The 23,636-nt window shown below is 67.1% G+C and carries 23 protein-coding genes and 1 tRNA gene; 13 read left to right on the plus strand and 11 right to left on the minus strand.

Going from position 1 to position 23,636, the window contains the following annotated elements; all coding sequences use genetic code 11:
- Window positions 1-29: 29 nt before the first annotated feature.
- Together QRN07_RS02855 and QRN07_RS02860 are read right to left on the minus strand one after the other, a co-directional pair.
- Window positions 30-2,132: an acyl-CoA dehydrogenase family protein gene (locus tag QRN07_RS02855; RefSeq protein ID WP_056600370.1), complete on the minus strand. Its 2,103-nt coding sequence runs from the start codon at window positions 2,130-2,132 to the stop codon at window positions 30-32.
- Window position 2,133: 1 nt separating this feature from the next.
- Window positions 2,134-2,853, minus strand: coding sequence for a TetR/AcrR family transcriptional regulator (locus QRN07_RS02860; protein WP_231686116.1), 720 nt, complete (start codon window positions 2,851-2,853; stop codon window positions 2,134-2,136).
- A 61-nt stretch (window positions 2,854-2,914) separates the two neighbouring features.
- Between QRN07_RS02860 and QRN07_RS02865 the strand changes: the two genes are divergently transcribed.
- The 3 genes from QRN07_RS02865 to QRN07_RS02875 are packed head-to-tail and all read left to right on the plus strand — an operon-like array spanning window position 2,915 to window position 6,527.
- Entirely contained in the window at window positions 2,915-4,270 is a 1,356-nt protein-coding gene (locus tag QRN07_RS02865; protein WP_050687355.1) for an acetyl-CoA C-acetyltransferase, read from the plus strand.
- Between the two features lie 8 nt (window positions 4,271-4,278).
- Complete coding sequence (locus QRN07_RS02870) at window positions 4,279-5,619, plus strand: 3-oxoacyl-ACP reductase (RefSeq protein WP_285240286.1); 1,341 nt, start codon at window positions 4,279-4,281, stop codon at window positions 5,617-5,619.
- Window positions 5,616-6,527 (plus strand): MaoC family dehydratase, encoded by a 912-nt coding sequence (locus tag QRN07_RS02875; protein WP_285240287.1) that lies wholly within the window; start codon window positions 5,616-5,618, stop codon window positions 6,525-6,527. Before QRN07_RS02870 ends, QRN07_RS02875 begins: the two co-directional genes overlap by 4 nt.
- Here QRN07_RS02875 and QRN07_RS02880 read toward each other — a convergent pair.
- The 5 genes from QRN07_RS02880 to QRN07_RS02900 form a co-directional block, all read right to left on the minus strand.
- Entirely contained in the window at window positions 6,524-7,657 is a 1,134-nt protein-coding gene (locus tag QRN07_RS02880; protein WP_231686115.1) for an FUSC family protein, read from the minus strand. The genes QRN07_RS02875 and QRN07_RS02880 overlap by 4 nt on opposite strands.
- Before the next feature lie 27 nt (window positions 7,658-7,684).
- Complete coding sequence (locus tag QRN07_RS02885; protein ID WP_050687349.1) at window positions 7,685-8,800, minus strand: serine hydrolase domain-containing protein; 1,116 nt, start codon at window positions 8,798-8,800, stop codon at window positions 7,685-7,687.
- A 13-nt stretch (window positions 8,801-8,813) separates the two neighbouring features.
- Complete coding sequence (locus QRN07_RS02890; protein WP_285240288.1) at window positions 8,814-9,920, minus strand: glutathione S-transferase family protein; 1,107 nt, start codon at window positions 9,918-9,920, stop codon at window positions 8,814-8,816.
- Between the two features lie 9 nt (window positions 9,921-9,929).
- Entirely contained in the window at window positions 9,930-10,670 is a 741-nt protein-coding gene (locus QRN07_RS02895; protein ID WP_050687346.1) for a M50 family metallopeptidase, read from the minus strand.
- A 120-nt stretch (window positions 10,671-10,790) separates the two neighbouring features.
- Window positions 10,791-11,093 carry a DUF4193 domain-containing protein gene (locus QRN07_RS02900; protein ID WP_050687344.1) on the minus strand — a complete coding sequence of 101 codons (303 nt, stop codon included), beginning with the start codon at window positions 11,091-11,093 and terminating at the stop codon, window positions 10,791-10,793.
- A 209-nt stretch (window positions 11,094-11,302) separates the two neighbouring features.
- Here QRN07_RS02900 and QRN07_RS02905 point away from each other — a divergent pair, with 209 nt between their 5' ends.
- The 3 genes from QRN07_RS02905 to QRN07_RS02915 all read left to right on the plus strand — a co-directional run bounded on the left by QRN07_RS02905 (window position 11,303) and on the right by QRN07_RS02915 (window position 14,016).
- Window positions 11,303-12,448, plus strand: a complete 1,146-nt coding sequence (locus QRN07_RS02905) for a glycosyltransferase family 9 protein (protein WP_285240289.1) — start codon at window positions 11,303-11,305, stop codon at window positions 12,446-12,448.
- Entirely contained in the window at window positions 12,445-13,410 is a 966-nt protein-coding gene (locus tag QRN07_RS02910) for a glycosyltransferase family 9 protein (protein WP_285240290.1), read from the plus strand. Before QRN07_RS02905 ends, QRN07_RS02910 begins: the two co-directional genes overlap by 4 nt.
- Before the next feature lie 111 nt (window positions 13,411-13,521).
- Window positions 13,522-14,016, plus strand: a complete 495-nt coding sequence (locus QRN07_RS02915; protein WP_056600352.1) for a DUF805 domain-containing protein — start codon at window positions 13,522-13,524, stop codon at window positions 14,014-14,016.
- Window positions 14,017-14,174: 158 nt separating this feature from the next.
- Here QRN07_RS02915 and QRN07_RS02920 read toward each other — a convergent pair.
- Window positions 14,175-14,257 (minus strand) — tRNA-Leu (locus QRN07_RS02920).
- Between the two features lie 179 nt (window positions 14,258-14,436).
- Here QRN07_RS02920 and QRN07_RS02925 point away from each other — a divergent pair.
- Entirely contained in the window at window positions 14,437-15,741 is a 1,305-nt protein-coding gene (locus QRN07_RS02925) for a M20/M25/M40 family metallo-hydrolase (protein ID WP_050687339.1), read from the plus strand.
- An 11-nt stretch (window positions 15,742-15,752) separates the two neighbouring features.
- The gene (locus tag QRN07_RS02930) at window positions 15,753-16,913 is read left to right on the plus strand and encodes an acyl-CoA dehydrogenase family protein (RefSeq protein WP_056600349.1); all 1,161 of its coding nucleotides are present in this window, start codon (window positions 15,753-15,755) and stop codon (window positions 16,911-16,913) included.
- Window positions 16,914-16,921: 8 nt separating this feature from the next.
- Here the strand turns inward: QRN07_RS02930 and QRN07_RS02935 are convergent, their stop codons facing one another.
- Window positions 16,922-17,155, minus strand: a complete 234-nt coding sequence (locus tag QRN07_RS02935) for a DUF5703 family protein (protein WP_056600347.1) — start codon at window positions 17,153-17,155, stop codon at window positions 16,922-16,924.
- 39 nt (window positions 17,156-17,194) lie between these two features.
- Between QRN07_RS02935 and QRN07_RS02940 the strand changes: the two genes are divergently transcribed.
- Entirely contained in the window at window positions 17,195-17,452 is a 258-nt protein-coding gene (locus QRN07_RS02940) for a hypothetical protein (protein WP_050687332.1), read from the plus strand.
- On the opposite strand, the gene QRN07_RS02945 is transcribed toward QRN07_RS02940, so the two are convergent.
- On the minus strand, window positions 17,449-18,387 hold the full coding sequence (locus QRN07_RS02945) for an aldo/keto reductase (RefSeq protein WP_050687329.1): 939 nt from the start codon (window positions 18,385-18,387) through the stop codon (window positions 17,449-17,451). The genes QRN07_RS02940 and QRN07_RS02945 overlap by 4 nt on opposite strands.
- Window positions 18,388-18,439: 52 nt before the next feature.
- Here QRN07_RS02945 and QRN07_RS02950 point away from each other — a divergent pair, with 52 nt between their 5' ends.
- Window positions 18,440-19,273, plus strand: coding sequence for an undecaprenyl-diphosphate phosphatase (locus QRN07_RS02950; RefSeq protein ID WP_050687328.1), 834 nt, complete (start codon window positions 18,440-18,442; stop codon window positions 19,271-19,273).
- A gap of 15 nt (window positions 19,274-19,288) precedes the next feature.
- Window positions 19,289-20,566, plus strand: coding sequence for a cysteine--1-D-myo-inosityl 2-amino-2-deoxy-alpha-D-glucopyranoside ligase (gene mshC / locus QRN07_RS02955; RefSeq protein ID WP_285240291.1), 1,278 nt, complete (start codon window positions 19,289-19,291; stop codon window positions 20,564-20,566).
- 56 nt (window positions 20,567-20,622) lie between these two features.
- On the opposite strand, the gene QRN07_RS02960 is transcribed toward mshC, so the two are convergent.
- Window positions 20,623-21,528, minus strand: coding sequence for a PAC2 family protein (locus tag QRN07_RS02960; protein ID WP_056600341.1), 906 nt, complete (start codon window positions 21,526-21,528; stop codon window positions 20,623-20,625).
- Window positions 21,529-21,680: 152 nt separating this feature from the next.
- Between QRN07_RS02960 and QRN07_RS02965 the strand changes: the two genes are divergently transcribed.
- Both QRN07_RS02965 and QRN07_RS02970 read left to right on the plus strand, forming a co-directional pair.
- Window positions 21,681-22,412, plus strand: coding sequence for an HAD family hydrolase (locus QRN07_RS02965; protein WP_056600338.1), 732 nt, complete (start codon window positions 21,681-21,683; stop codon window positions 22,410-22,412).
- The gene (locus QRN07_RS02970; RefSeq protein WP_056600335.1) at window positions 22,405-23,571 is read left to right on the plus strand and encodes a site-2 protease family protein; all 1,167 of its coding nucleotides are present in this window, start codon (window positions 22,405-22,407) and stop codon (window positions 23,569-23,571) included. Before QRN07_RS02965 ends, QRN07_RS02970 begins: the two co-directional genes overlap by 8 nt.
- The last annotated feature ends 65 nt before the right edge of the window (window positions 23,572-23,636 follow it).

The raw sequence follows: 23,636 nt of genomic DNA on the forward strand, positions 1-23,636 counted from the left end.
TTGCGGCCGTTGCTGTTGCGGGCGTCCGGTCAGGCCGGGTGCCGGGCGTCTGCCCTGCGCTGCCCGGCGGCGCGGGCGATCAGGACCTTTTCGTCCATCGGGGACCGGCCGCTGGCGCGGCTGGCCCGGAAGTAGGCCCGGGCTTCGTCCTGGCGTTCCTTCTCTGCGCCCGTGGCGATGGCAGCCCTGATGTGCTCGTCGCCGTATCCGAAGGCAGCCACGAGGTCCAGGGCGTGCGGCCGGATTTTCACCAGCAGCCTGTTGATGTAGTCACCCACGGTGCGGCCGCGCTGCATGGAGAGCCTGCCGTTCATGAGGTACCAGGACAGGTTCTTCTCGATCAGGGACAGCCCGAACAGGTCACGCAGCCAGGTCAGCACCTTTTTGGTGCCCGGGTCCTCGACATCCGCCAGTGCGTCGGTGAAGGCTTCCCACTGCAGGAGTTCGGCGTGCGCCTGGGCGGCGTCGATGAGTTCATTCTGGTGCTGGTTGAACAAAGCCGCGCCCTGCTCCTGCGGAAGTTTGTTGCTTCCCTTCAGGGCTGCGCCCATCCCTGCCACCATTGTCTGCACCCGGTCTGTAAGCAGGGCGCGTTGGCCTTCCTCGTCCCGGAGGGCGATGGCGGCCCGCTGCACGGAGCCGGTGTCGGCCATGAACTGGGCCACCTGCCGCAGTCCGGTGCGGTGGATCGCGGCGCCGGTGGCCTGTCCCACCACGTACCGCGCCAGGACGCCGAAGTCGACGTTCCGGAATTCCTTGGCGTAGTCGGCCAGGAGGCGCTTGGCCACCAGCTGCAGCAGCACGGTGTTGTCGCCTTCAAAGGTGGCGTAGACATCCAGGTCCGCCCGGAGCGAGGCGAACCGGTTTTCGGCGAGGAACCCGGCGCCGCCGCAGGCCTCGCGGCATTCCTGCAGGGTGTCGAGGGCGTGCCAGGTGCTGAGGGGCTTCAAGGCGGCGGCGAGGGTTTCCAGGTCCTGCCGGTCCTCATCGGTGTCGTGGGCGCCGGAGAAGACGTCGTCGAACTTCTGCAGCAGCTGTTCGTGCGCGAAGCTGGCGGCATAGGTTCCGGCGAGCCGGGTAAAGAGCCGCTTCTGGTGGCGCTGGTAGTCCAGCAGCACTTCCTCGTCCGTGTGCGACGAGGCGTTGAACTGGCGGCGTTCGGTGGCGTAGCGGATGGCGGCCGTCAGGGCCACCTTGGAGGCTGCGACTGCTGCCCCGTCCAGGGACACCCGGCCCTGGACCAGGGTTCCGAGCATGGTGAAGAAGCGGCGGCCTGGGCTGGCGATGGGGGACGTGTAGGTTCCATCCGCTGCGACGTCGCCGTAACGGTTGAGGAGGTTGGTGCGGGGGACCCTGACGTTGGTGAAGTGCAGCCGGCCGTTATCGATCCCGTTGAGGCCGCCCTTGATGCCGTCGTCCTCGCCGCCGACGCCTGGCCGGAACGCACCTGTCTTCGGGTCCCGGAGCTCCACGTAAAAGGCGTGGACGCCGTGGTTCACGCCGTTAGTGATGAGCTGTGCAAACACCACCGCTGCCAGGCCGTCGATGGCGGCGTTGCCGATGTAGTCCTTCCACGCGGCACGGAACGGGGTGTTGAGCACAAATTCCCCGGCGGCGTTGTTATACGTTGCGGTGGTGGCGATGCTGGCCACGTCCGAGCCGTGACCCGTTTCGGTCATGGCGAAGCATCCGGGGATGTCCAGGTTCATGATGCCGGGCAGCCAGTTTGTGTGGTGGGTTTCGGTGCCCAGGTGCATCACGGCGGAACCGAACAGACCCCATTGGACGCCTGCCTTGATCTGCAGCGACGGGTCGGCCACCACAAGTTCCTCGAACCCGGCAATGTTCCCCCCGTGGTTGTCCGCCCCGCCCAGGTGGGCCGGGAAGGCCCGGTGCACGGCGCCGTTGTCCACCAGGAACTGCAGTTGGCCCGTCACGCGGGTCCGGTGTTCGGTGTGCGTCAGGCCTTCGGTCTTGTGCAGTTCCGGCCGGCCGGCCAGGTCGCGGGCCTGGTGCCGGATCGCGGCCCATTTGCCCAGCAGCTGTTCCCCGAGCGCTGCGGTGTCCACGGCCGGCTGCGCCGTGGGGGTGCCGGCGCCTAAGGTGGCGGAACGGTCAACTACGTCAGTCATGTCAGTCCTTCGTTGGTAGTGACAGGGAGTTGTGGATGGCTGGCGGGGCGGGCAGGTCCGAGGCGACGCCCACGCAGAGCCAGGTGGTGATTTGGCGGGCCATGGCTTCCTGGCCCGGTTTGGCGGGAGAGTCAGGAGTGCCAAGCCACTGTTCGCCGGCATTGCGGACCAGCCCGATCGCAGCCTTCGGCCAGTAGCCGATGACCGCTTCCTTGCCTTCACCCAGGTGGGAACGCATGGGCACGGCGATCATGTCGGCGATCGCATCGAAGAAATGGCCCAGCGCGCCCGGGGCTGCCGCAGACCCGGGGGTGGCGTCCGGCTCGCCCACGCCGTAGCGGGTCACAAACGAGTACACGTTGGGGCTGGTCTCCGCCATTTGCAGGTAGGCGGACACCATGGCCAGCAGTCCCTCCCGCGGCACCTGGGCGCCTTGTGCTGCTTCCTGGATGCGGCGCTGCATCTGCCGGAGAACCACTTCGCCCACCGCCTGCTGGAGCCCGGCCTTGTCCCCGAAGTAACGGTAGAACACGGACTTCGACGTTCCGGCCGCCGTCGCGATGTCCTCCATGGAGGCATCACTGCCCAGGGTGTGCACGGCGCGGCGTGCGGCCTTGATCAGTTCACGGCGCCGTTCGTCCCGGTGGTTCTGCCAGCGGGAGGAGCGTCCGTCGGGGCTGCCGGCCGCGGTATCGCCGGCGCCGGGTTCCTGGATGTTCACGATACCCAGCGTATCAGGTACGCTGGGTATCGGTAACCGCCCCGTGACCAAAGGAGACCCCATGTCCAGTGTTGGACAACCCACAGCAGGCCCCGCCAAAACCGGCTCCGCAGGTGCAGCAGCCGTCCGTCGCGCAGTGATCGTGGGCGGCAACAGGATCCCGTTCGCCAGGTCCGGGGGAGCGTACGCAAAGTCCTCCAACCAGGACATGCTCACGGCAGCGCTGGACGGACTGATCGCCAGGTTTGGCCTGCAGGACGAGCGGCTGGGCGAGGTGGCGGCAGGTGCCGTCCTCAAGCACTCCCGCGACTTCAACCTGACCCGCGAGGCTGTGCTGGGATCCGCGTTGTCCGCCGAAACCCCGGCCTACGATCTGCAGCAGGCCTGCGCCACAGGGCTTGAAACCGTGGTGGGACTGGCCAACAAGATCAAGCTGGGCCAGATCGAGTCTGCGATCGCCGCAGGAGTGGATTCCGCCTCGGACGCCCCTGTGGTGGTCAGCGAAGGCCTGCGCGCCGTCATCCTGGACCTGAACCGGGCCAGGACCATCCCGCAGCGCCTCCAGATCCTCAGCCGGCTCCGGCCCAAGGACCTGGCACCCTTGGCGCCCGGCACCGCCGAGCCACGGACCGGCCTGTCCATGGGCGAACACCAGGCCCTCACCACGGCGCAGTGGAAGATTTCCCGCGCGGCCCAGGACGAGCTTGCGTTCAACAGCCACCGCAACCTGGCGGCTGCCTACGACGCAGGCTTCTTCGACGACCTCGTCACCCCCTACCGCGGCCTGGCCCGCGACGGCAACCTGCGCGCAGATACATCGCTGGAAAAGCTGGGCACCCTGAAGCCCGTGTTCGGCAAGGGCCTTGGCGCGGACGCCACCATGACGGCGGGGAACTCGACACCCCTGACGGATGGTGCCGCCACCGTCCTGCTGGCCTCCGACGAATGGGCTGACGCCCACGACCTGCCCAAGCTCGCCGCAGTGGTGGACGCCGAGGCCGCAGCCGTTGACTTTGTGCATGGCAAGGACGGCCTCCTGATGGCACCTGTTTTCGCCGTTCCGCGCCTCTTGGCCCGGCAGGGGCTCACCCTCGACGACATCGACTTCTTCGAAATCCACGAAGCCTTTGCCGCCACCGTGCTCAGCACCCTGGCGGCCTGGGAGGACGAGGAGTTCTGCCGGACCCGGCTGGGCCTGCCCGGCGCGTTGGGCAGCATCGACAGGAGCCGGTTGAACGTCCACGGTTCCTCGCTGGCCGCAGGGCACCCGTTCGCGGCCACCGGTGGCCGCATTGTGGCCTCACTGGCCAAGATGCTGCACCAGAAGGGCAGCACCGAAGGCCGCCCCGCGCGGGGCCTGGTGTCCGTCTGCGCTGCCGGCGGCCAGGGCGTCGTCGCCATTCTCGAATCTCTGTAGGGGACACCATGACCGACAAGTACACCCAACTGGTCAATCAGGGCCTCGGCAGGAACCTGGCCAAAAAACTTGGCCTGCCGCAGCCTGCTTTCCTGCGCCGGTACCAGCCGGGGCAGCCGCTGATCACCGGGCCTGTCCTGGTGCAGGGCAGCACCCCGGGCGCCGACAGCCTCGCTTCCGAGCTCCTCACCTGGGACCTGGACGTCCGCCGGCACGCGGTGCCCCGCGAACGGCTCGGCGCCATCATCCTGGTCCTGGACGACGTGGTGACGCCGGAGGACCTTGCCGGCCCGGTCCTGGTGGTGGCCGCTTCCCTCCGTGACCTCGGACCCGGCGGGCGGGTCATCACCGTGTCACGGCCGGCGTCGGACACCGCCGATCCCGCCGCGGCTGCCGCCCGGCAGGGCGTGGACGGGTTCCTCCGCTCGCTGGCGAAGGAACTGCGCCGCGGGGCAACCGGAAACGGCGTGCTCCTGGCCCCGGACGTGGCACCCACCAGTCCCAGCGCGCTGGCTGCCGTGCGGTTTTTCCTGTCCGGCCGCTCTGCCTTCGTCGATGGCCAGTTCATCACCGTGACGGGCACGGGCGGCGATCCCCAGGACACCCCTGACCGGCCGCTGGCAGGCAGGACCGCCGTCGTGACCGGCGCCGCGCGCGGCATCGGCGCCGAGATCGCCAGGACCCTCCACCGTGACGGCGCCACCCTGGTCCTGGTGGACGTCCCGGCCGCCGGTGACCGGCTGGCCGCCGTCGCCAATGAGGTCCGCGGAACCGCCCTGCAGCTGGACATCACCACGCCCGGTGCCGGCCAGCGCATCATCGACCACGCCGTGCAACGCCACGGCGGCCTGGACGTCGTCATCCACAACGCCGGCATCACCAGGGACAAACTGCTCGCCAACATGGACGAGGCGAAGTGGAACTCCGTCATCAACATCAACATCGCGGCGCAATTGCGGATCAACGAGGCGCTGCTGGCATCGGAGCATTTCCGTACTGCACCGCGGATCGTCTCCCTGGCCTCGACCAGTGGCATCGCGGGCAACAGGGGCCAAACCAATTACGCGGCATCCAAAGGCGGCGTGATGGGCATGGTGCGTGCCACCGCGCCGCTCATCGCAGCTTACGGCGGCACCATCAACGCCGTGGCACCGGGCTTCATCGAAACGGACATGACGGCCCGGATTCCGGTGGCCCTGCGTGAACTGGGCCGCCGGGCCAACTCGCTCCAGCAGGGCGGCCAGCCCATCGATGTGGCCGAAGCGATCGCCTTCCTGGCCAGCGGTGCCGCCGGCGGCATCAATGGCCAGGTACTCCGGGTCTGCGGGCAGAACCTGGTGGGAGCATGAGCACCGGCCAGCCGGTGATCCTGGGCGAGATGCCGTCGTTGTCCAAGCTTTATGTCAACGCCGCAGCCCAGGCTGCGCGCCGAAGGATCCTGGGTGCGCACGACCTTCCCGCCCTTCCCGGGGACAGCCATGAAGTCCGCGGTGTGGCGGTGGATGTAGGCAACCTCACCGCCTACCAGCACCTGGTGGGGGAGACTGCCAGTGACGTGCTTCCCGCCGGGTTCATCCACGCACTCTCCTTTCCGCTGGCCATGAGTGTGCTGAACCGGGACGACTTCCCGCTCCCGTTGCTGGGGATGATCCACCTCAGCAACACCGTGGCGAACCTGCGGCCCCTGGTCTTCACCGACACCCTGGATATGACGTCCCGGGTGGAAAACCTGCGTGGACACCGGGCCGGAACCCAGGTGGACGTGGTGACTGAAGTGCGGCAGGCCGGACGTGCGCTTCCCTGCTGGCGGGGCGTCTCCACGTACCTCGCCAAGGGTGTGTTCCTGCCCGGCATCGACAAGCCATCCACTGCCCCGGCACGCCCGGACTTCACCGCCCCGGATCCCACGGCGTCCTGGCAGCTGGGAGTCGACACAGGCCGGGCCTACGCGGCCGTGTCCGGTGACTTCAACCCGATCCACCTGAGCGTGCTGTCCGCCAAGGCCCTGGGTATGCGGCGGTCCATCGCGCACGGCATGTACCTGGCCTCAAGGGCACTTGCGGATGTGGGCCCGGCCCGCGGGGATGCCTTCACCTGGGACGTCAGCTTCGACGCACCGGTATTCCTGCCCTGCCGGGTGGCGTTGGAAATCAGGTCCACCCACGGCGGGGGTGCCGCACCGGGCAGGTCCGACTTTGTGGCCTGGAGCCCGCGATCCGGGCGCCGCCATTTCGCGGGGTCGGTGACTGCGCTTTAGTTGGGGGGCCGCAGGGCCCGGAGGATCCGGTGCAGGCTGAGGAGGATTGATTCCGAGGCCGGAACCATCTCCGGTTCCGCCTCACGGCCGGCGGTGGAGGCCATGCAGGCTTCCACCGCCGTCCGCGCTGCATCGAAGCCTTCCGAGTCGAAGCCCACAGCCTTGCCGTCGGCTTTCACGTCGGCTGAGGCGGTGAGATAGCTGCCCGTCGCGGTCATCGCGTCCGCCAAGGGACCGCTGTCCTGCACCGGAACGTCGTACGGCACGTCGCTGTCCCAAATCACGTCGGTGAGGACGTCCGTCATGTCCTGGATGTGGAAGGTGACCCGTTCCAGGTTCCGCAGGTCGCGGTAGTCGCCCTCCACGTCGCGGGGATGCAGCTTCCGCCGCGGATTGGCCCGGCGGCTGGCATCCGCTTCCTTGACCAGGTGCCGCACGGACCTCGCAGCCGCCGCAAGCTCCTCCGAACGGCTGGACCACTCCTCGTGTTCGGGCGGCCACTGCTCCTTCAGGGCCGAGCCCATGTCCGTGAGCTGCCGGCCCAGGGCGCGGCGCAGGTCGGCCAGGCTCGAGGCGGCGGCGTTCAGGTGCAGCGGTGGAAAGATCAGGAAATTGACGCCAATGCCCACCGCCACGCCGGCGCCCATCTGCACCAGGTAGCCAAACGAGAAGTCGTCCGGATTGCTTCCGCCCACCAGCAACACCAGCAGGGCCGCCGTCGGAATCCAGTCGCTGCCTGAGCCGATCAGCGGCAGGCCACCGAGCAGGACCCCGATGCCCATAAAAACCGCAACTGTCAGCGGGGAAGGGTCTGTGACGTTGACCAGGATGAATGCGAGGCCGATGCCAAGCGACAGGCCGATCAGTGCCTGCAGTCCCTGCCGCACCGAGCCGGCCACGTTGTGGTACATCGCCACGAGGGCGCCGAGGGGTGCGTAGTAGGGGTACTGCGCTGCGGCCCCAGGCATCAGGGGCGCTATCAGGAACGCCAGCCCCGCCGCGAGGGCGGCTTTGGCCGCCAGCTGGAGGCGCTGGGCCGCGAAGGCGGCCGACAAGCCGGTGACTGCCTGTTTCAGAAGCTGGGTTCCCCGTGCCCACCTGACGTTGTTACGTGCTGGAGCTTTATGCATCAGCCCCACAGTAGGGCCGGGGGCGGCCTACGACAAGGTGGCGGCAGCTGACCGGCGGACCTCCGCGGCCAGCCGGTGGGCTTTGCCCGGCGTGCGGCCTTCCTCCGCACGCCGCGGAATGTAGCCATAGGACAGGGCGTAGGCGGGGTCCGCGAAACCCAGGGCCGCGTTGGCGCCTTCGTGACCAAACGCACGGTGGCTGCCGAAATTCCGCGTGGGGTGCGGTTTCATAAAAACAACCGCGAAGGCGTTGTCCTGTCCGGAGGACCGGTCCAATCCCCAGACCTGCTCCTGGGCCATCGCCTCGATGGTCCCGGGCTGCAGGAAAGCAGCACCGCCGTCCACCCCCGTGGCGGCGGCCGCGTAGAGCCGCGCCAGCCCTTCGGCTGAGCCAACACCACCGGCGGCCGACATGCCTGCCGCACGGACAATCCGGAGGTTGGGCAACTCCATGATGGTGCTTACCGGAGCGTTGCCGTTCAGGCCTTCCAGGCTCAGGGGGTCCAGCCAGATCTGGTCCTCCGGGGCAGCTGCGTACAGCACGTCGCGGTACCGGTGTTCGTGGTCCCCGGGAAGGCCCAGGAAGAAGTCCACACCGTGCGGGGTACGGATCAGCTGGTTGTACAGCTCCTGCAGGGACCGGCCCGCGGTGCGCCGGCACAGTTCCTCCATGATGATTCCGATGGTAAGGGCGTGGTAGCCGAACTGGCTGCCGGGCCGCCAGGTGGGACGGGCGGCGGCCAGCCGTGCGGCTCCGGCGGCTGTGGTGAAATCCTCGAGGGCAATTCCGCCCGCCAAGCCCATCAGCCCGGCCTGGTGCGACAGCGCCTCGCGGACCAGCAGCCGGTCCTTGCCGTGCACTGCAAATTCCGGCCAGTAGTGCGCGACGGCGGCATCCAGGTTAAGCAGCCCGTCCTGCACCAGGAGTGCAATCACCATGGCGGCAACCCCCTTGGAGCAGGAATAGGCCCCGGTCACCGTGTCCGGGGCCATGTCCGGGCCGCCGGTGAGGCGGACCACAACTTTTCCGTGGTGGTAGGCCGCCACCTGGGCGCTGTAGTCCGGGTCCGCTGCCAGGAAGGAGTCAAAGAGGTCCCGGACGCTTTCATAACCAGGAGCGGCAAAGCCTGACGAAATCTGCATCCTGCCAGTCTAGTCAGAAAGCGCTTTCCACTCGAGGGGCCGCACCGTGCCCGGGCAGGACTTCCTCGCCGGCGCGGACAGGTCCCGGGGGAGTCCCATCGCCAAACGGGCGCCCGCCCAGGGCCTCGCGGCCGTGGGCTTCCAACCACCCGGAAAGGTCAGGTCCGGCGGGGACGATTCCAGTGGGGTTGATGTCCTCGTGGACGATGTAATAGTGCTGCTTGATCTGCACAAAATCGGTGGTGTCGCCGAAGCCGGGCGTCTGGAACAGGTCACGGGCGTAACCCCAGAGCGCGGGCATCTCTGTCAGTTTTTGCCGGTTACATTTGAAATGGCCGTGGTAGACGGCGTCAAAGCGGGCCAGGGTGGTGAACAGCCGTACGTCCGCCTCCGTGATGGTCTCACCCACCAGGAACCGCTGGCCGGAAAGCCGCTCCTCCAGCCAGTCCAGGGCTGTCCACAGCCGGTCGTAAGCCGCGTTGTAGGCGTCCTGGGAGCCGGCAAACCCGCAGCGGTACACACCGTTGTTGACTTCGGTGAACACCCGCTTGTTGACGTGGTCGATTTCGGCGCGCAGGTGTTCGGGGTAGAGATCCGGTGCCCCGGACCGGTGGAATGCCTTCCACTCGGTTGAGAAGTCCAGGGTGATCTGCGGGAAGTTATTGGTCACCACGGCCCCGGATGGCACGTCCACCAGTGCCGGGACAGTGATGCCCCGCGGATAGCCGGGGAAGCGGGTGAAGTAGGCGTCCTGGATCCGCTCAATCCCCAGCACCGGGTCCACACCGCCGGGATCCAGGTCGAAGGTCCAGGAGCGGGAGTCGTGGGTGGGGCCTGGTTGGCCCAGGGAGATTGCTTCCTCGAGGCCCAGCAGGCGGCGCACAATCACCGTGCGGTTGGCCCAGGGGCAGGCCCGGGCGGCGATGAGCCGGTAGCGTCCGGTTTCCACCGGCCAGCCGGGTTCCCCATTGGCACCGGGTTTGCCGTCGCTGGTGATCCGGTCTTCGATGTAGTTGGTGTCCCGGGTGAATTCCGCGCCGCCCGTAACGTAAGCCCCGCGCGTGCTGTGGTCCGCCCCGCTGTCGGAGGCCTTCTGCTTGCTGTCCGTGTCCTGGCTCATCGCTCCAGCCTATGCGCCCGGCAACGGAATCCGCGCGATCGGCTGCCAGGCCAGCAGCCAGGCGGCTGCAACCACCACGGCAAACGCGGCGATCCACAGCCCCGACGGCACCCTCGTGGCGCGGTAGAGGATATAGGCGTCCGAGCTCGACAGCCGGTTCCGCCGCTTGAGGTGCAGGTGGACGAGTTTGAAGATGTCCCGGACCGCCCCCACCAGGAGGGCCAGTCCCAGGACGACTGCAACGTGCCCCGCAAACGCGTGGGGGACCAGCAGCAGCAGGCCAGCCGAAGCGCCGATCGCGCTGAAGGTGATGAGGAAGCCTGCCGGGTTGCGCAGGAACACCAGCGAGACGGCCAGTATGATGGTTCCCGTGGCCAGGGCCGCCGGCCCCCACCCGCTGAAGCCGCACCAGACGAAGGCCGCTCCCGCCAGGGCGGGTACAGGATAACCCCAGAAACACGACCAGGCGGCGGCCGCCCGGCTCCTGCTGTAGCTGGTGGTGGTCCCGGAGTGGTCCAGCCGCAGCGTGATTCCCGAGAGCCGCTGGCCGCTCAGCACCGCCGCGAACGCGTGGCCCAGCTCATGCGTGGCAGTGGTCAGCAGGCCGAAATATCGCCACGAGGCCTGCGGAATGGAAAGGGTAATGGCCGCCAGCAGCGCCACCAGGAGCTCCACCGCGGTGATGGCAGGCAGCTCTGCCCGGCTGAAAAGGGCAGCAAGCCACTGCCCGGCGTTGCCGGCGAAGTCCATGGGTACCGTTGTTTCCGTGTAGGGTCCGGGTTAAAAGCCAAAAGGCACGCCGGAATCGGGGCGTGCCCTCAAGGCAACGGGGCCGCGGGTCATCCCGCCGCCCCGAACGGGGTGGACGGATTAGCCTTCGCACTCCGTGCAGTAGCTGTGGCCGTCCTTCTGCTTCGCGATCTGGGACCGGTGACGGACCAGGAAGCAGGAGTAGCAGGTAAACTCGTCGTCAGCCTGCGGAATGACCTGCACCACAAGTTCTTCGGCGACAAATTCGCCTCCGGGAACTCCGGCGCCGTCCAGCCCGTCAGCCTCATCCAGCTCCAGGACAACGCTGCGCGCGTCGGGAGCATTGGCAGACTGGAGCTGCTCGAGTGAGTTGTCCTGCGATTCCTTGACGTCGGAACGCAGTTCATCGTAATCGGTTGCCACTTTGGGTGCTTCTCTTTTCTTTGGTTCGCCTGTCGCGTATGAAACGTACAGCATCAACCCGGTATTCCCCAAGAGGTGGTGACCGGCGCGGCGCCCGCCCCGGTGCCGGAACGGACTGGCGGAGAGCCCGGTTTGGCCCTATTGTGGCAGCACTGACGGCGGCTTGCCCACGGCAATGGCGGCACCCGCCACACCGGAAGGGGAGATCGGTGGATCACCTCACAGCTGAATTCGGCGGCGCCGAACAGATGGATACCGCCGTCGGTCCGGTCCTGCAAAGGTTCAGCGGCGTACGCCGGATCGCGGTGCTTCGCGGCGGTGGCCTGGGCGACCTGATTTTTGCACTGCCGGCAATCACTGCCCTCAGGAGCGCATATCCGGGCGCGGTCATTACCTTGCTGGGCACGCCCGTCCACCGGAGCCTGCTGGCTGCAGTGCAGTCCGCGGTGGATGAGGTGCAGATCCTGCCCTTCGCTGAGGGGGTCCGTCCCGGGACAAAGGACCCTGCTGCCGTGGACGCCTTTTTTGCGGATATGCAGCGCCGCCAATTCGACCTCGCAGTCCAACTGCATGGCGGCGGCCGCTATTCCAATCCTTTTTTGCTGCGATTGGATGCACGGCACACCGTGGGGACCAGGACGGCCGATGCCGCGAGCCTTGAGCGCACCGTTCCCTATCTGTATTACCAGCACGAACCCCTGCGGGCGCTGGAAGTGGCAGGACTGGCGGGGGCAGCTCCGGTGGACCTCGAGGCCCGGCTTGCTGCCGCGCCTTCGGCCGGTGCCGCTGCAGTCCTTCCGGACGACGCCGGCAGCCGGCCTTTGGTGGTCGTCCACCCGGGAGCCACAGATCCCCGCCGCCGCTGGCCGGTGGCGCACTTCGCGGAACTTGCAGCGGCATGTGCCGCCGATGGCTGCGCCGTGGTGCTGGTGGGGGATGAAAGCGACCGCCCACTGGCCCAACGGATCCTCGCCCTTGCCGCGCCCGCGCCAGTAGTCTCCCTGGTGGGCGAACTGGACCTGGCCGGACTGGTGGACGTCCTGGCGGCGGCGGATGTGGTGGTGGGAAACGACAGCGGACCAAGGCACCTTGCCCAGGCACTGGGCACCCCCACAGTGGGCATCTTCTGGGTAGGCAACATGATCAACGCCGGGCCCCTGGGCCGCAGCCTGCACCGCATCCAGCTGGGCTGGACCACCGTCTGTCCAGCGTGCGGAATCGACGTGACCCAAGTGGGCTGGACAGCGCCCCGGTGCGGCCACGATGATTCTGTGGTGGCGGGAGTGCCTGTCAAGAGAGTGTACGAAGACGTGCGCAGCCTGGTGTCCACGCCACGCCCCGGACGGCAAGGATGATCGTCGGAACGGAAAACCCGGGAGCAGCCGGCGTCCCGGAGGCCAAGCCGGAGCTGCTGGTGCTCCGGGCCTTAAAACTCGGCGACTTACTGGTGGCCGTCCCTGCCTTGAAAGGGCTCCGCCGTGCCTTCCCGGGCCACCGCCTGCGGTATGCGGCCCAGGGGTGGCTCACTGAAGCGCTGGACCTGGTGGGCGGCTACGAACTCCTGCCCACCCACGGATTGGATGAACCCCTGGCACTGGCGCCCGGCGTGGTGGACGTGGCAGTCAACCTTCACGGCAGCGGCCCGGAAAGCCAGAGCCGCATCGATGCCCTGCAGGCACGGACCACCATGGGCCACCGCGGCCGGCACCATGACGGCCCGGCCTGGAATCCGGCCCTGCATGAGCGGGACCGTTGGGTCAGGCTGCTGGCCTGGCATGGCGTCGCCGCCGACCCCCTTGATGTCCAACTGCAGACACCCAGGGTTCCCAGCAGCGCGCCTGGCGCCACGGTCCTCCATGTCGGTGCCGCGTACGGAAGCCGGCTGTGGCCGGCGGAGCGGTTTGCGGCAGTGGCAACGGCCCTGGACCGGGCAGGGCACGCGGTGGTGTTCACTGGCAGCAGTTCCGAACGGGACCGGGCACGTCGGGTCTGCACCCTGGCAGGTCTGCCAGCGGAATCAGTACTCGCTGGAAAACTGCCGCTTGCGCAGTTCGCGGCCACTGTGTCCGCTGCCCGGTTGGTGGTCTCCGCCGACACCGGCGCAGCCCACCTCGCCTCAGCCTACGGAACGCCATCAGTTGTCCTCTTCGGACCTGCTCCGCCGGAGATCTGGGGTCCGCCACCGGGACCGCACGTGGTCCTCACCCGGGCCGCGCTGCGCCGGGGGGACACGTTCGCACAGGAACCGGATCCGGCACTGCTCGGAGTAACAGTGGCCGACGTGCTGGCGGCCGTCAGGACCCTGGGCCTGCCGTGAATCCCGCGGCTGACCCTGCAGCCGGAACAAAAGTTACTCCAACGAACAGATTTAGGCTGGCCAGGCCCTACTATTAGCACGTCGCATCACTCGAACAACCGGGGGGTTCCCATGAGCTATCCACAATATCCAGACCAACAGCAGGCTGCTTTCGCTCCTACGGGCGAGGTGCCTCTGTGGGCACCGCACTACGGTGCCTCATTGCCGGTGGCCGTGCGCCGCTTCTTCAAGAAGTACGCCACGTTTTCCGGCCGTGCCAGCCGCAGCGAGTACTGGTGGTTCACGCTGGCCAACGTCATCGTCATCACCGTCCTCTATATCGTGGCAGGGATCGCCGCTGCCACCAGTTCCACCACTGATGTCAATGGCAGCCCCATGGCCGGTCCGGGGTTCTTTGTTGTCGGTGCCCTGATCCTGCTGTGGGGCCTGGCCATTTTTGTCCCGTCCCTGGCGTTGACTGTCCGCAGGCTCCACGACGGGAACTTCAGCGGCTGGCTCATCCTGCTCAACCTCGTTCCGTTCCTGGGCGCGCTGGCAGTCTTCATCCTGACACTCATGCCGGCCAACCCGGCCGGGCAGGTCTACGACCAGCCCACAGGCAACTAACCACCGCAACATAGGCAGGGAGTCCACCGCTCACGGTGGGCTCCCTGCTTTGCTTAGCGGTAACGGATCCCCGGGCGCCGCGGAGTCACCGGATGGCATAACACCGGGAACGCAGAAAAACCCCGGAAAATCATTGATTTTCCGGGGTTTTTCGTTTGTGCGCGGAGGGGGACTTGAACCCCCACCCCCTTTCGAGGACTAGCACCTCAAGCTAGCGCGTCTGCCATTCCGCCACCCGCGCAGGGTGTTTCCCGACGACGTTTCCCGCCTTTCGGCGTTTCGCATCTCTCGGAAGCAGCGAGAAAAACTCTAACATGAACTTTCCCGAAACATGGAATCGGCGCCTGTGGGGGGCGTGTGGGTAGGCTGAGGGCAGCAGTTGGGAACACCCCACCAGCCACCAAACCCGAGGAGTTTTCCATGCCTGACGTCCTGCCTGAGGATGAAGTTGTCCGGATCTGCCAGGACCTCATCCGGATCGACACTTCGAACTACGGCGATGGATCGGGTCCGGGGGAGCGTGCGGCCGCCGAATACGCGGCAGGCCTGATTGAAGAGGTGGGCCTCTCCGCTGAGATCTTCGAGTCCGCACCCGGCCGGGCCAACGTTGTCACCAGGATGGCCGGCGAAGACCCGGCCGCCAGTGCCCTGGTGGTCCACGGCCACCTGGACGTGGTCCCCGCCCTGCGCGACCAGTGGTCAGTGGACCCGTTTGGCGCCGAGCTCAAGGATGGACTGATCTGGGGCCGCGGCGCGGTGGACATGAAGGACATGGACGCCATGATCCTGTCCGTACTGCGCGGCTTCGCCCGGTCCGGCAAAAAGCCCAAGCGCGACATCATCTTTGCGTTTTTCGCCGACGAGGAAGCCGGTGGCGAGTACGGCGCCCGCTACGCGGTGGATAAACGCCCCGAACTCTTCGAAGGCGCCACCGAAGCGATCTCCGAGGTGGGCGGCTTCTCGGCCACCATCGGCGGGCAGCGCACCTATCTCCTGCAGACCGCCGAAAAAGGCATCTCCTGGCTGCGCCTCGTGGCGCACGGCCGGGCCGGCCACGGCTCGCAGATCAACACCGACAATGCGGTCACCAGGCTCGCCGCCGCCGTCACCCGCATCGGCGACTACAAGTGGCCCATCGAATTGACGCCCACCACGCGCCAGTTCTTGGATGGCGTCACGGAACTGACCGGCGTCGAATTTGATGCGGACAACCCGGACCTGCTGCTGGACCAGTTGGGCACCGTGGCCCGCTTTGTGGGCGCAACGCTGCAGAACACCACCAACCCCACCCTCCTCAAGGGCGGCTACAAGCACAACGTCATCCCCGAATCCGCCGAAGCCCTGATCGACTGCCGCACGCTGCCCGGCCAGCAGGACCGCGTCCTGGAGATTGTCCGCGACCTCGCCGGGGCCGGCGTCGACGTCAGCTACGTCCACCAGGACGTCTCCCTCGAGGTGCCCTTCGCCGGCAACCTGGTTGACTCCATGATCGATGCGCTCCATTCCGAGGACCCCGGCGCCAAGGTCCTGCCCTATACCCTTTCGGGCGGCACGGACAACAAATCCCTGAGCCGGCTTGGTATCACCGGCTACGGTTTCGCGCCCCTGATGCTCCCGGACGACCTTGACTTCACGGGCATGTTCCACGGCGTGGACGAGCGTGTGCCCGCCGATTCGCTGAAGTTCGGGGCCAGGGTCCTGGACACGCTGCTCACCAACTACTGACAGGTGCCGTCGTGACCCCCGAGGATGTCCTGCCGGACCCCCTGCTGGAACGTATCAGGGGCAGGGCGGCCGGCTATGACCGGGACAACGCCTTCTTCCACGAAGACCTGGCGGAGCTGGCAGCCGCCGGTTACCTGAAACTGTTTGTCCCCACGGACGACGGCGGCCTGGGCCTTGGCCTCGAAGCCGCGGCGCAGTGCCAGCGGCGGCTGTCCACGGCGGCCCCGGCCACGGCCCTGGCGGTCAACATGCACCTGGTGTGGACCGGCGTCGCCCGCGTCCTCGGCGCCCGGGGCGACCACTCCCTGGACTTCATCCTGGCGGAGGCGGCGCAGGGGGAGGTCTTTGCCTTCGGTAACTCGGAGGCCGGGAACGATTCCGTCCTGTTCGACTCGCGCACGGTCGCCGAACCGCTGCCCGATGGTGGCTACTCGTTTACGGGGACCAAAATCTTCACCAGCCTGTCGCCGGCCTGGACGCGGCTGGGGATCTTCGGCAAGGACGCTGCCGGCCGGGACGGCGAGGGTGAACTGGTGCACGGGTTCATGACCAGGGACACTCCGGGCTACCTCATCAAGGACGACTGGGACACCCTGGGCATGCGCGCCAGCCAGTCGGGCACCACCGTCCTGGCCGGTGCCGTGGTGACGGCGGACCGGATCTTCCGCAAGCTCCCCGTGGGGCCCAATCCGGACCCGCTGGTTTTCGCCATCTTTGCGTGCTTCGAAACGCTGCTGGCGGCCGTATATACCGGGCTGGGGGAACGTGCGCTCACTGTGGGTGTTGAAACCGCCAAGCGGCGCACCTCGCTGAAGAACGGCGGCAGGAGCTACGCCCAGGACCCGGACATCCGGTGGAAGGTTGCGGAGGCGGCCATGGCGATGGACAACCTGTACCCGCAGCTGCAGTCAGTGGCTGCTGACGTGGACCGGCTGGTTGACCATGGCGGGCAATGGTTCCCCAAGCTGGTGGGCCTGAAGGTCAACGCCACCGAAACTGCGCGCCGCGTAGTGGACCTGGCCATCCGGGTCAGCGGCGGGTCCAGCTACTTCCGGGGCTCGGAGCTGGAACGCCTCTACCGCGACGTGCTGGCGGGAATGTTCCACCCCTCGGATGACGAGAGCGCGCACAACACCGTGGCCAACGCCTGGTTGGGGCCGTTGGCGGACTGAACCGGGACCTAAACGGTCCGCTGGACCTGCATCACCCGGCGGCGGAGCCAGAACCGCCTGCCGCCACCCACGTACAGCCGGCTGCGCTCAAGCTCCCATTTGCCGTACTCGGAATGTTCAACAAGCCTGCGCCTCGCCTCAGGCAGTGAATCCTCAGGGCTGACCGTCAGGACGAGGTACTCGTACTGGCGAAGATAGTCCCGTTCCCGCTGGACCGAGCTGGTGAGAAATTGTTCCTTCATTGCTCTCCATTTTCGTCCTTTTCCGGCTAGCGTGTTGTCATGAGCATCGATCCGCGTGTCGCGCTTTCGTCCCTGACCACCGCTTTGGAAGAACACCTTATAGCAGCATCCAACCGCCGTGGAGATGGTGACCCCTCAGTGGAAGCAGCATTTTTTGCGGTAGCAGATGCTTTCGAAGTCTATGAGGACGCTCTTTACGAAGCGTACAACGAAGTGACCCCGCTCCAGATCTTTGATGACGAGGACGAGGACGAGGAAAGTGACGCGGACGAGGACCTCGAAATTCTCGAGGACTAAGCCGCCTTGAAGGACACGTCATCCAGGGCGCTGGAGATTTCCGGTGGCAGCGGCGTCAGCTGCGCGTCCAGGATCTCCTTGAGCTGTACCGGTGTGCGCGGCCCCACCACAGCCGTGGCCACGCCGGGCTGGCGGAGCAGCCAGCTGAGGGACACGTCCAGGGCGGAACGGCCCAGGCCCTTGGCTGCCATGCAGGCAGCTTCCACGGTCCGCGACGCCGGCTCGTCGAGGTACGCCTCCACATAGGAGGCATCGGCCGCCGACGCGGCGCGTGAACCGGAGGGGATGCTGCCGCGGTACTTACCGGTGAGGACGCCCCGGCCCAGCGGGGCCCACGCCATCAGGCCAAGGCCTGCGTCCTCAATGGCGGGGACCAGTTCGGTTTCGGGTTTGCGCTGCAGCAGGGAGTACTCCGCCTGCGCCGCCACCAACGGGAAACCGGCGATCGCAGCGGCTTTGGCGGCCTGCCAGCCGCTGAAGTTGGACACTCCCGCGTAGCGTGCCCGGCCGGAGCGGACAGCGAATTCCAAGGCGGACAGGGTTTCCTCCAGCGGAACGTTTCCGTCCCAGGCCTGGGCAAACCAGACGTCCACATAGTCGGTGCCCAGCCGCGCCAGGCTGGCGTCGAGGCCGGTGAGCATGGCGTTGCGGGACGCGTCGACGGCGAGCCGGCCGGCCGGCGTCGTCATTCCTGCCTTGGTGGAAATCGAAATTTCCGTCCTGGCCACCACATCATTCAGCAGGGACCCGATGATGGCTTCGGACTGGCCGTCGGCATAGGACGCTGCGGTGTCCACCAGCCGGCCGCCGGCGTCGAGGAAGGTGCGGAGCAGCGCCGCGGCGTCCTGCTCGTCTGTTCCGGCGCCCCAGGACATGGTGCCCAGCGAAAGGGCGGAGACTCGCAAACCACTGTTGCCGACGTAACGCTGCTGCATAGCTGCAAGCTTACGGGCTGGAGTACAGCTGCCCATGACGTAGGGTCTTACCGTGAACTGGTTTGAGGTGGCCCTGCTGGGCCTAGTGCAGGGACTGACCGAATTTCTACCCATCTCGTCAAGCGCGCATCTGCGGATTGTGGGGCAGTTCCTGCCCGGCGCCGCTGATCCGGGGGCGGCGTTCACCGCCATCACCCAACTGGGTACCGAGACGGCCGTGCTGGTGTATTTCTGGCGGGACATTGTCCGGATCGTCAAAGCCTGGGCCGGATCCCTGAGCGGCAAAGTCTCCCGGCAGGATCCCGACGCCCGCATGGGCTGGCTGGTGATCCTGGGCAGCCTGCCCATCATCGTGCTGGGCCTGCTGTTCCAGGACCAGATCGAGTCCGTGCTCCGCAGCATGTGGATCGTGGCCACCATGCTGATCGTCTTCGGCCTGATCCTTGCCGTGGCCGACGCCGTGGGCAAGCAGGAGCGGGACCTCACCCAGCTGACCTACAAGCACGGCATCTTCTTTGGCCTCGCCCAGGCCATGGCCCTGATTCCAGGCGTGTCACGGTCCGGCGGAACCATCACCGCGGGGCTCCTGATGGGCTACAACCGGGAAGCGGCGGCCCGCTACTCCTTCCTCCTGGCCATCCCGGCCGTGTTCGGCAGCGGGCTGTACCAGTTGTACAAGGTGGTGTCCAAGGACGGGCTGACCGGCCCGTACGGCCTGCCCGAAACCGCGCTGGCAACCGTCATCGCCTTTGTGGTGGGCTATGTGATCATCGGCTGGTTCCTGAAATTCGTTTCCACCCGCAGCTACCGGCTCTTTGTCTGGTACCGGATCCTCCTGGGCCTCGCCCTGTACATCCTGCTCGGTTTCGGTGTCATCGCCGCGTAGCACTAGGCTTGCCCTGTGAAATCCTGGACCTCCCGCCCCGTTCCAACCCTGCCCGGAAGCATGCCTGCCATCCGGTTGTTCGACACCGCAGCAGGCCGCGAAACTGCGCTGGATGCCGGCCCGTCGCCCTCGATGTACGTCTGCGGCATTACCCCGTACGACGCCACCCACATGGGCCACGCCGCCAGCTACGTCGCCTTCGACCTGCTGAACCGCGTGTGGCGCGACGCCGGCCACCGGGTTGCGTACGTCCAGAACGTCACCGACGTGGATGATCCACTGCTGGAGCGGGCCACCGCCACCGGCGTTGACTGGCGGGACCTGGCCGCCAGCCAGATCGAACTCTTCCAGACGGACATGGAAGCCTTGAACGTCCTGGCCCCGGACCGTTACGTGGGCGCCGTGGAATCCATCGCCCTGATTGTTCCCGCCGTGGAAAAGCTGGTGGCACTTGGCCTGGCCTACACCGTCCAGGGCAGCAACGGTGAACCCGACGGCGACGTTTATTACGACGTTGAGGCCGCGGGAAAGCAGTCGGTGGCACCCGATGCATGGACGTTGGGCGCCATCTCCGGGCTCGCCGAAAGTGAAATGCTGGAGCTCTTTGCCGAGCGTGGCGGCGACCCCGGCCGGGCCGGGAAGCGGCAGGCACTCGACCCGCTGCTGTGGCGGGTGGCCCGCGAGGGCGAACCCCACTGGCCCGGCGCAAGCCTTGGCGCCGGCAGGCCCGGCTGGCACATCGAGTGCACCGTCATCGCACAGCAGTATCTGCCGGCCCCGTTCACGGTGCAGGGCGGCGGCTCGGACCTGGTCTTCCCGCACCACGAGATGGGGGCCGGACATGCATACTCCCTGGCCGGTGTTCCGCTGGCCCGGCACTATGCACATGCCGGCATGGTGGGCCTGGACGGCGAGAAGATGAGCAAGTCCAAGGGAAACCTGGTGCTGGTGTCCCGGCTGCGTGCAGCGGGGGAGGACCCCGCAGCGATCCGGCTGGCTATCCTGGCCCACCACTACCGCTCGGACTGGTCCTGGACTGACGAAGGCTTCGCCGCAGCCAAAGCGGAGATCAGCCTGTGGCGCCAGGCGCTCGGGCATGCGCCGGAAGGCTCTGCGGCGCCGTTGGTCGCCCGGATGCGCGACGCTCTCGCCGCGGACCTCAACGCCCCCGCCGCCGTGGCTGCGGTGTCCCAGTGGTCGCAGCAGGCAATGTCCGACGGCGGTCCGGCAAGTTTGACCGACCAGGCGCTGGTCAGCGACGCCGTGGACGCCCTGCTGGGTGTTGTGCTCTAGCCCGGGTCAGCAATCCTGATGCGGCGCCGGTCCCCAGGACCGGCGCCGCTCTGCAATCAGGGCCGGTCCTGGCCGCGCCGCTTGAGGTAACGCTCGAATTCCCGGGCGATGGACTCCCCGGTGGCCTCCGGCAGGTCGGCGGTGTCCTTGGCTTCTTCCAGTTGCCGGACATAGGCGGCGATCTCGGGGTCCTCGGTGGCGAGCTCATCCACGCCCCGCTCCCAGGCATCGGATTCCTCAGCCAGCTCGTGGATGTCCAGCGGGACCTGGAGCAGCTCCTCGATCCGGTGCAGCAGGGCAAGCTGTGCCTTGGGAGATGGCGCCTGGGCCACATAGTGCGGCACCGCAGCCCACAGCGAGATGGTGGGAAGGCCGGCCAGGAGCGCCACCTCGGACAGGACGCCGACAATGCCCACCGGACCCTCGTACTGGGAGGCCTCCAGGTTCATCCGCTCCCGGAGCGGACCGTCGTCGGACGAGGTGCTGACGGGGATGGGCCGGCTGTGCGGAACATCCGCGAGCAATGCCCCCACCAACACCACGTAATCGACGTGCAGCGCTTCGGCGTGGACCAGCAGTTCGGCGGTATAGGCCCGCCACTTATAGGACGGCTCCGTGCCCTGGACAAAAATCACGTCCACATTGGAGCTGGGGGCGCTGGCTTTGTAGATCCGGGTGGACGGCCACTTGATCTTGCGTTCACCCGCCGCATTCCGGCGGACGGTGGGCCGGGTGAACTGGAAGTCGTAATATTCGTCGGCATCTATCGACGCCGCCTTTTTGCCGCCCCAGAGCTTATTCAGGTAGCGCAGGGAGTCGCTGGCCGCTTCCCCCGCATCGTTCCAGCCTTCGAAAGCTGCAAGCATCACTGTTACGCGCCGTCCCTCAGCCACAGGCTGCAGGAACCGCTCCTGCCCCGGTACGGCACCCGGTTCGGTGGTGTCTTCCTCGAAGCTATTCATTTCTTCACCCTACGTCCAAGAACCGCCCTCCCGCAGTGCATGAACCGCCGCAAAAGTGTCCCGCCCCCGCGCGGTCAGCAGGCACAACAGGAGTATTCGCCGTGGGCGTACCCACCAGCAACCTTCCAGCGAGTCGCCGTAGACTGTGCAGCATGCGATCCCCCTCCACACATTCCCCACTCAAAGCCGTCCTCTGGGACATGGACGGGACCATCGTGGACACGGAGCCCTATTGGATGGCTGCCGAGCACGCACTGGTGGAAGCCCACGGCGGGACGTGGTCGCACCAGCAGGCGGTGCAACTGGTGGGCCAGTCGCTGGACTACTCCGCCAGTCTGCTGCAACAAGCCGGTGTGGCCCTTGAAATCCGGGAGATCATCGACGTGCTGACCGGTGAAGTGGTCCGCAGCGTCCGGCAGGAGGTGCCCTGGCGGCCCGGCGCGAAAGAACTCCTTGAGGAGCTCCACGGCGCCGGCATCCGATGCGCCCTGGTCACCATGTCCGAAGGCCCGCTGGCCCGGGAAGTTGTTGCCAGCCTGCCACGGCCCTACTTTGAGGTCATTGTCACCGGCGACTCCGTGACCCAGGGGAAGCCGCACCCCGAGGCGTACCTGACCGCCGTCGAACTCCTCCAGGAAACCGACCCGAACCTGAATATCGGTGACTGCGTTGCCCTGGAGGACTCGGCTCCGGGCGTGGCGGCAGCCGTTGCCTCCGGTGTGGCCACCGTCGCCATCCCGCACATCGTGCCGTTGCCCCTGGATGACCGCTACACCCGCTGGGACACTTTGGCCGGCCGGTCACCGGCAGATCTGGAAGCTTTGCTGCTGACCGGCCAGGAGCCGGCAGCGCCGGTGCCCGCAACAGGGCACGCCCATGACTGAAACCAGCACCCCGGTCCGCCGCGAAGGCATTCCGCTGGGCCGGATCTTCGGCGTTCCCGTGGTCCTTGCCTATTCGTGGTTCATCATCGCGGCTTTCACCGTGATCGTTTACGGCCCTGTCCTTGCCCGCAGCAACCCGGCGCTTGGAACCAGCGCCTACGTTGTAGCCTTCGCCTACGCAGTCCTGCTCCTCATCTCGGTCCTGGTCCACGAGCTGGCGCACGCCCTGACCGCAAAGATCTACGGCTGGCCCACGGAAAAAATCGTCCTGAACCTCTGGGGCGGACATACCCAGTTCGAAAGCTTCACCGCGTCTCCCGGCCGCTCCGTCCTGGTGGCCCTGGCCGGGCCTGCCGCCAACTTTGTCCTGGCCGGGGGCGCCTGGCTGGTCCTGGCCAACACCTCCATGGGGAGCGTCGCGGAGATCCTGACCAACATCTTTATGTGGGCCAACTTCCTCATCGGCGTGTTCAACGTCCTGCCCGGCCTGCCCCTGGACGGCGGCCGCATGGTGGAATCCGCTGTCTGGAAGGCCACCGGCAGCCAGGCGAAAGGCACCATTGCCGCCGGCTGGGGCGGCCGGATCATTGTGGTGGCCATTGCCTACTGGTTCCTCATCCGCCCCTTCCTGGCCGGGGACAACCCGGATCTCAGCCTGGTCATGATCACCGTCCTGGTGGGCAGCTTCCTCTGGATGGGCGCGTCGGCATCCATCCAGCAGGGACAATTCCGCACCCGGCTCCCGGGAGTCACCGCCGCCGGATTGTCGACGCCGGCCACCGGGCTTCCCGCCACCGCGTCTGTTAAGGACGCCCTGGCCAGCAGCGCCGGCGGAACGGTCAGCGTGGTGGTCTGCGGCGCAGACGGCCGACCGGAAGGCGTGGTGCAACCCGCAGCGCTGCACTCCGTGCCGGACGCAGCAGCGGCGGCCACCCCAATCACCGCCGTATCCTTTGCCTTGGCCGCCGGCGCCTACGTCCCGGAGTGGTCCCGGGGCCAGGAGCTGATCGGCTTCCTGTCCCAGGTGAAAGGCAGGCACTATGCCGTTGTGGACCACAACGGCAAGGTGACGGGCCTCCTGGCCCAGGACAGCGTGGTAACCGCCATCACCGGCAAGGCGCCCCGGCCCAATAGGGGCGCGCCGGGCAGGACCCGGTAGAGTTACCTGCCGGTCGGTGCACCGCCACGGCAGGTCCCGGTGAGGGACGTCCCCGCAGCGGCGCC

The organism is Pseudarthrobacter sp. MEB009 (assembly GCF_030208875.1).
Taxonomy (GTDB): Bacteria; Actinomycetota; Actinomycetes; order Actinomycetales; family Micrococcaceae; genus Arthrobacter.

What these genes read in the sequence shown, in the direction of transcription:
- QRN07_RS02855 (WP_056600370.1), bottom strand. Translation starts at nt 2,132, where the DNA reads ATGACTGACGTAGTTGACCGTTCCGCCACCTTAGGCGCCGGCACCCCC.
- QRN07_RS02865 (WP_050687355.1), top strand. Translation starts at nt 2,915, where the DNA reads ATGTCCAGTGTTGGACAACCCACAGCAGGCCCCGCCAAAACCGGCTCC.
- QRN07_RS02870 (WP_285240286.1), top strand. Translation starts at nt 4,279, where the DNA reads ATGACCGACAAGTACACCCAACTGGTCAATCAGGGCCTCGGCAGGAAC.
- QRN07_RS02875 (WP_285240287.1), top strand. Translation starts at nt 5,616, where the DNA reads ATGAGCACCGGCCAGCCGGTGATCCTGGGCGAGATGCCGTCGTTGTCC.
- QRN07_RS02880 (WP_231686115.1), bottom strand. Translation starts at nt 7,657, where the DNA reads ATGCATAAAGCTCCAGCACGTAACAACGTCAGGTGGGCACGGGGAACC.
- QRN07_RS02885 (WP_050687349.1), bottom strand. Translation starts at nt 8,800, where the DNA reads ATGCAGATTTCGTCAGGCTTTGCCGCTCCTGGTTATGAAAGCGTCCGG.
- QRN07_RS02890 (WP_285240288.1), bottom strand. Translation starts at nt 9,920, where the DNA reads ATGAGCCAGGACACGGACAGCAAGCAGAAGGCCTCCGACAGCGGGGCG.
- QRN07_RS02895 (WP_050687346.1), bottom strand. Translation starts at nt 10,670, where the DNA reads ATGGACTTCGCCGGCAACGCCGGGCAGTGGCTTGCTGCCCTTTTCAGC.
- QRN07_RS02910 (WP_285240290.1), top strand. Translation starts at nt 12,445, where the DNA reads ATGATCGTCGGAACGGAAAACCCGGGAGCAGCCGGCGTCCCGGAGGCC.
- QRN07_RS02915 (WP_056600352.1), top strand. Translation starts at nt 13,522, where the DNA reads ATGAGCTATCCACAATATCCAGACCAACAGCAGGCTGCTTTCGCTCCT.
- QRN07_RS02925 (WP_050687339.1), top strand. Translation starts at nt 14,437, where the DNA reads ATGCCTGACGTCCTGCCTGAGGATGAAGTTGTCCGGATCTGCCAGGAC.
- QRN07_RS02935 (WP_056600347.1), bottom strand. Translation starts at nt 17,155, where the DNA reads ATGAAGGAACAATTTCTCACCAGCTCGGTCCAGCGGGAACGGGACTAT.
- QRN07_RS02940 (WP_050687332.1), top strand. Translation starts at nt 17,195, where the DNA reads ATGAGCATCGATCCGCGTGTCGCGCTTTCGTCCCTGACCACCGCTTTG.
- QRN07_RS02945 (WP_050687329.1), bottom strand. Translation starts at nt 18,387, where the DNA reads ATGCAGCAGCGTTACGTCGGCAACAGTGGTTTGCGAGTCTCCGCCCTT.
- QRN07_RS02960 (WP_056600341.1), bottom strand. Translation starts at nt 21,528, where the DNA reads ATGAATAGCTTCGAGGAAGACACCACCGAACCGGGTGCCGTACCGGGG.
- QRN07_RS02965 (WP_056600338.1), top strand. Translation starts at nt 21,681, where the DNA reads ATGCGATCCCCCTCCACACATTCCCCACTCAAAGCCGTCCTCTGGGAC.
- QRN07_RS02970 (WP_056600335.1), top strand. Translation starts at nt 22,405, where the DNA reads ATGACTGAAACCAGCACCCCGGTCCGCCGCGAAGGCATTCCGCTGGGC.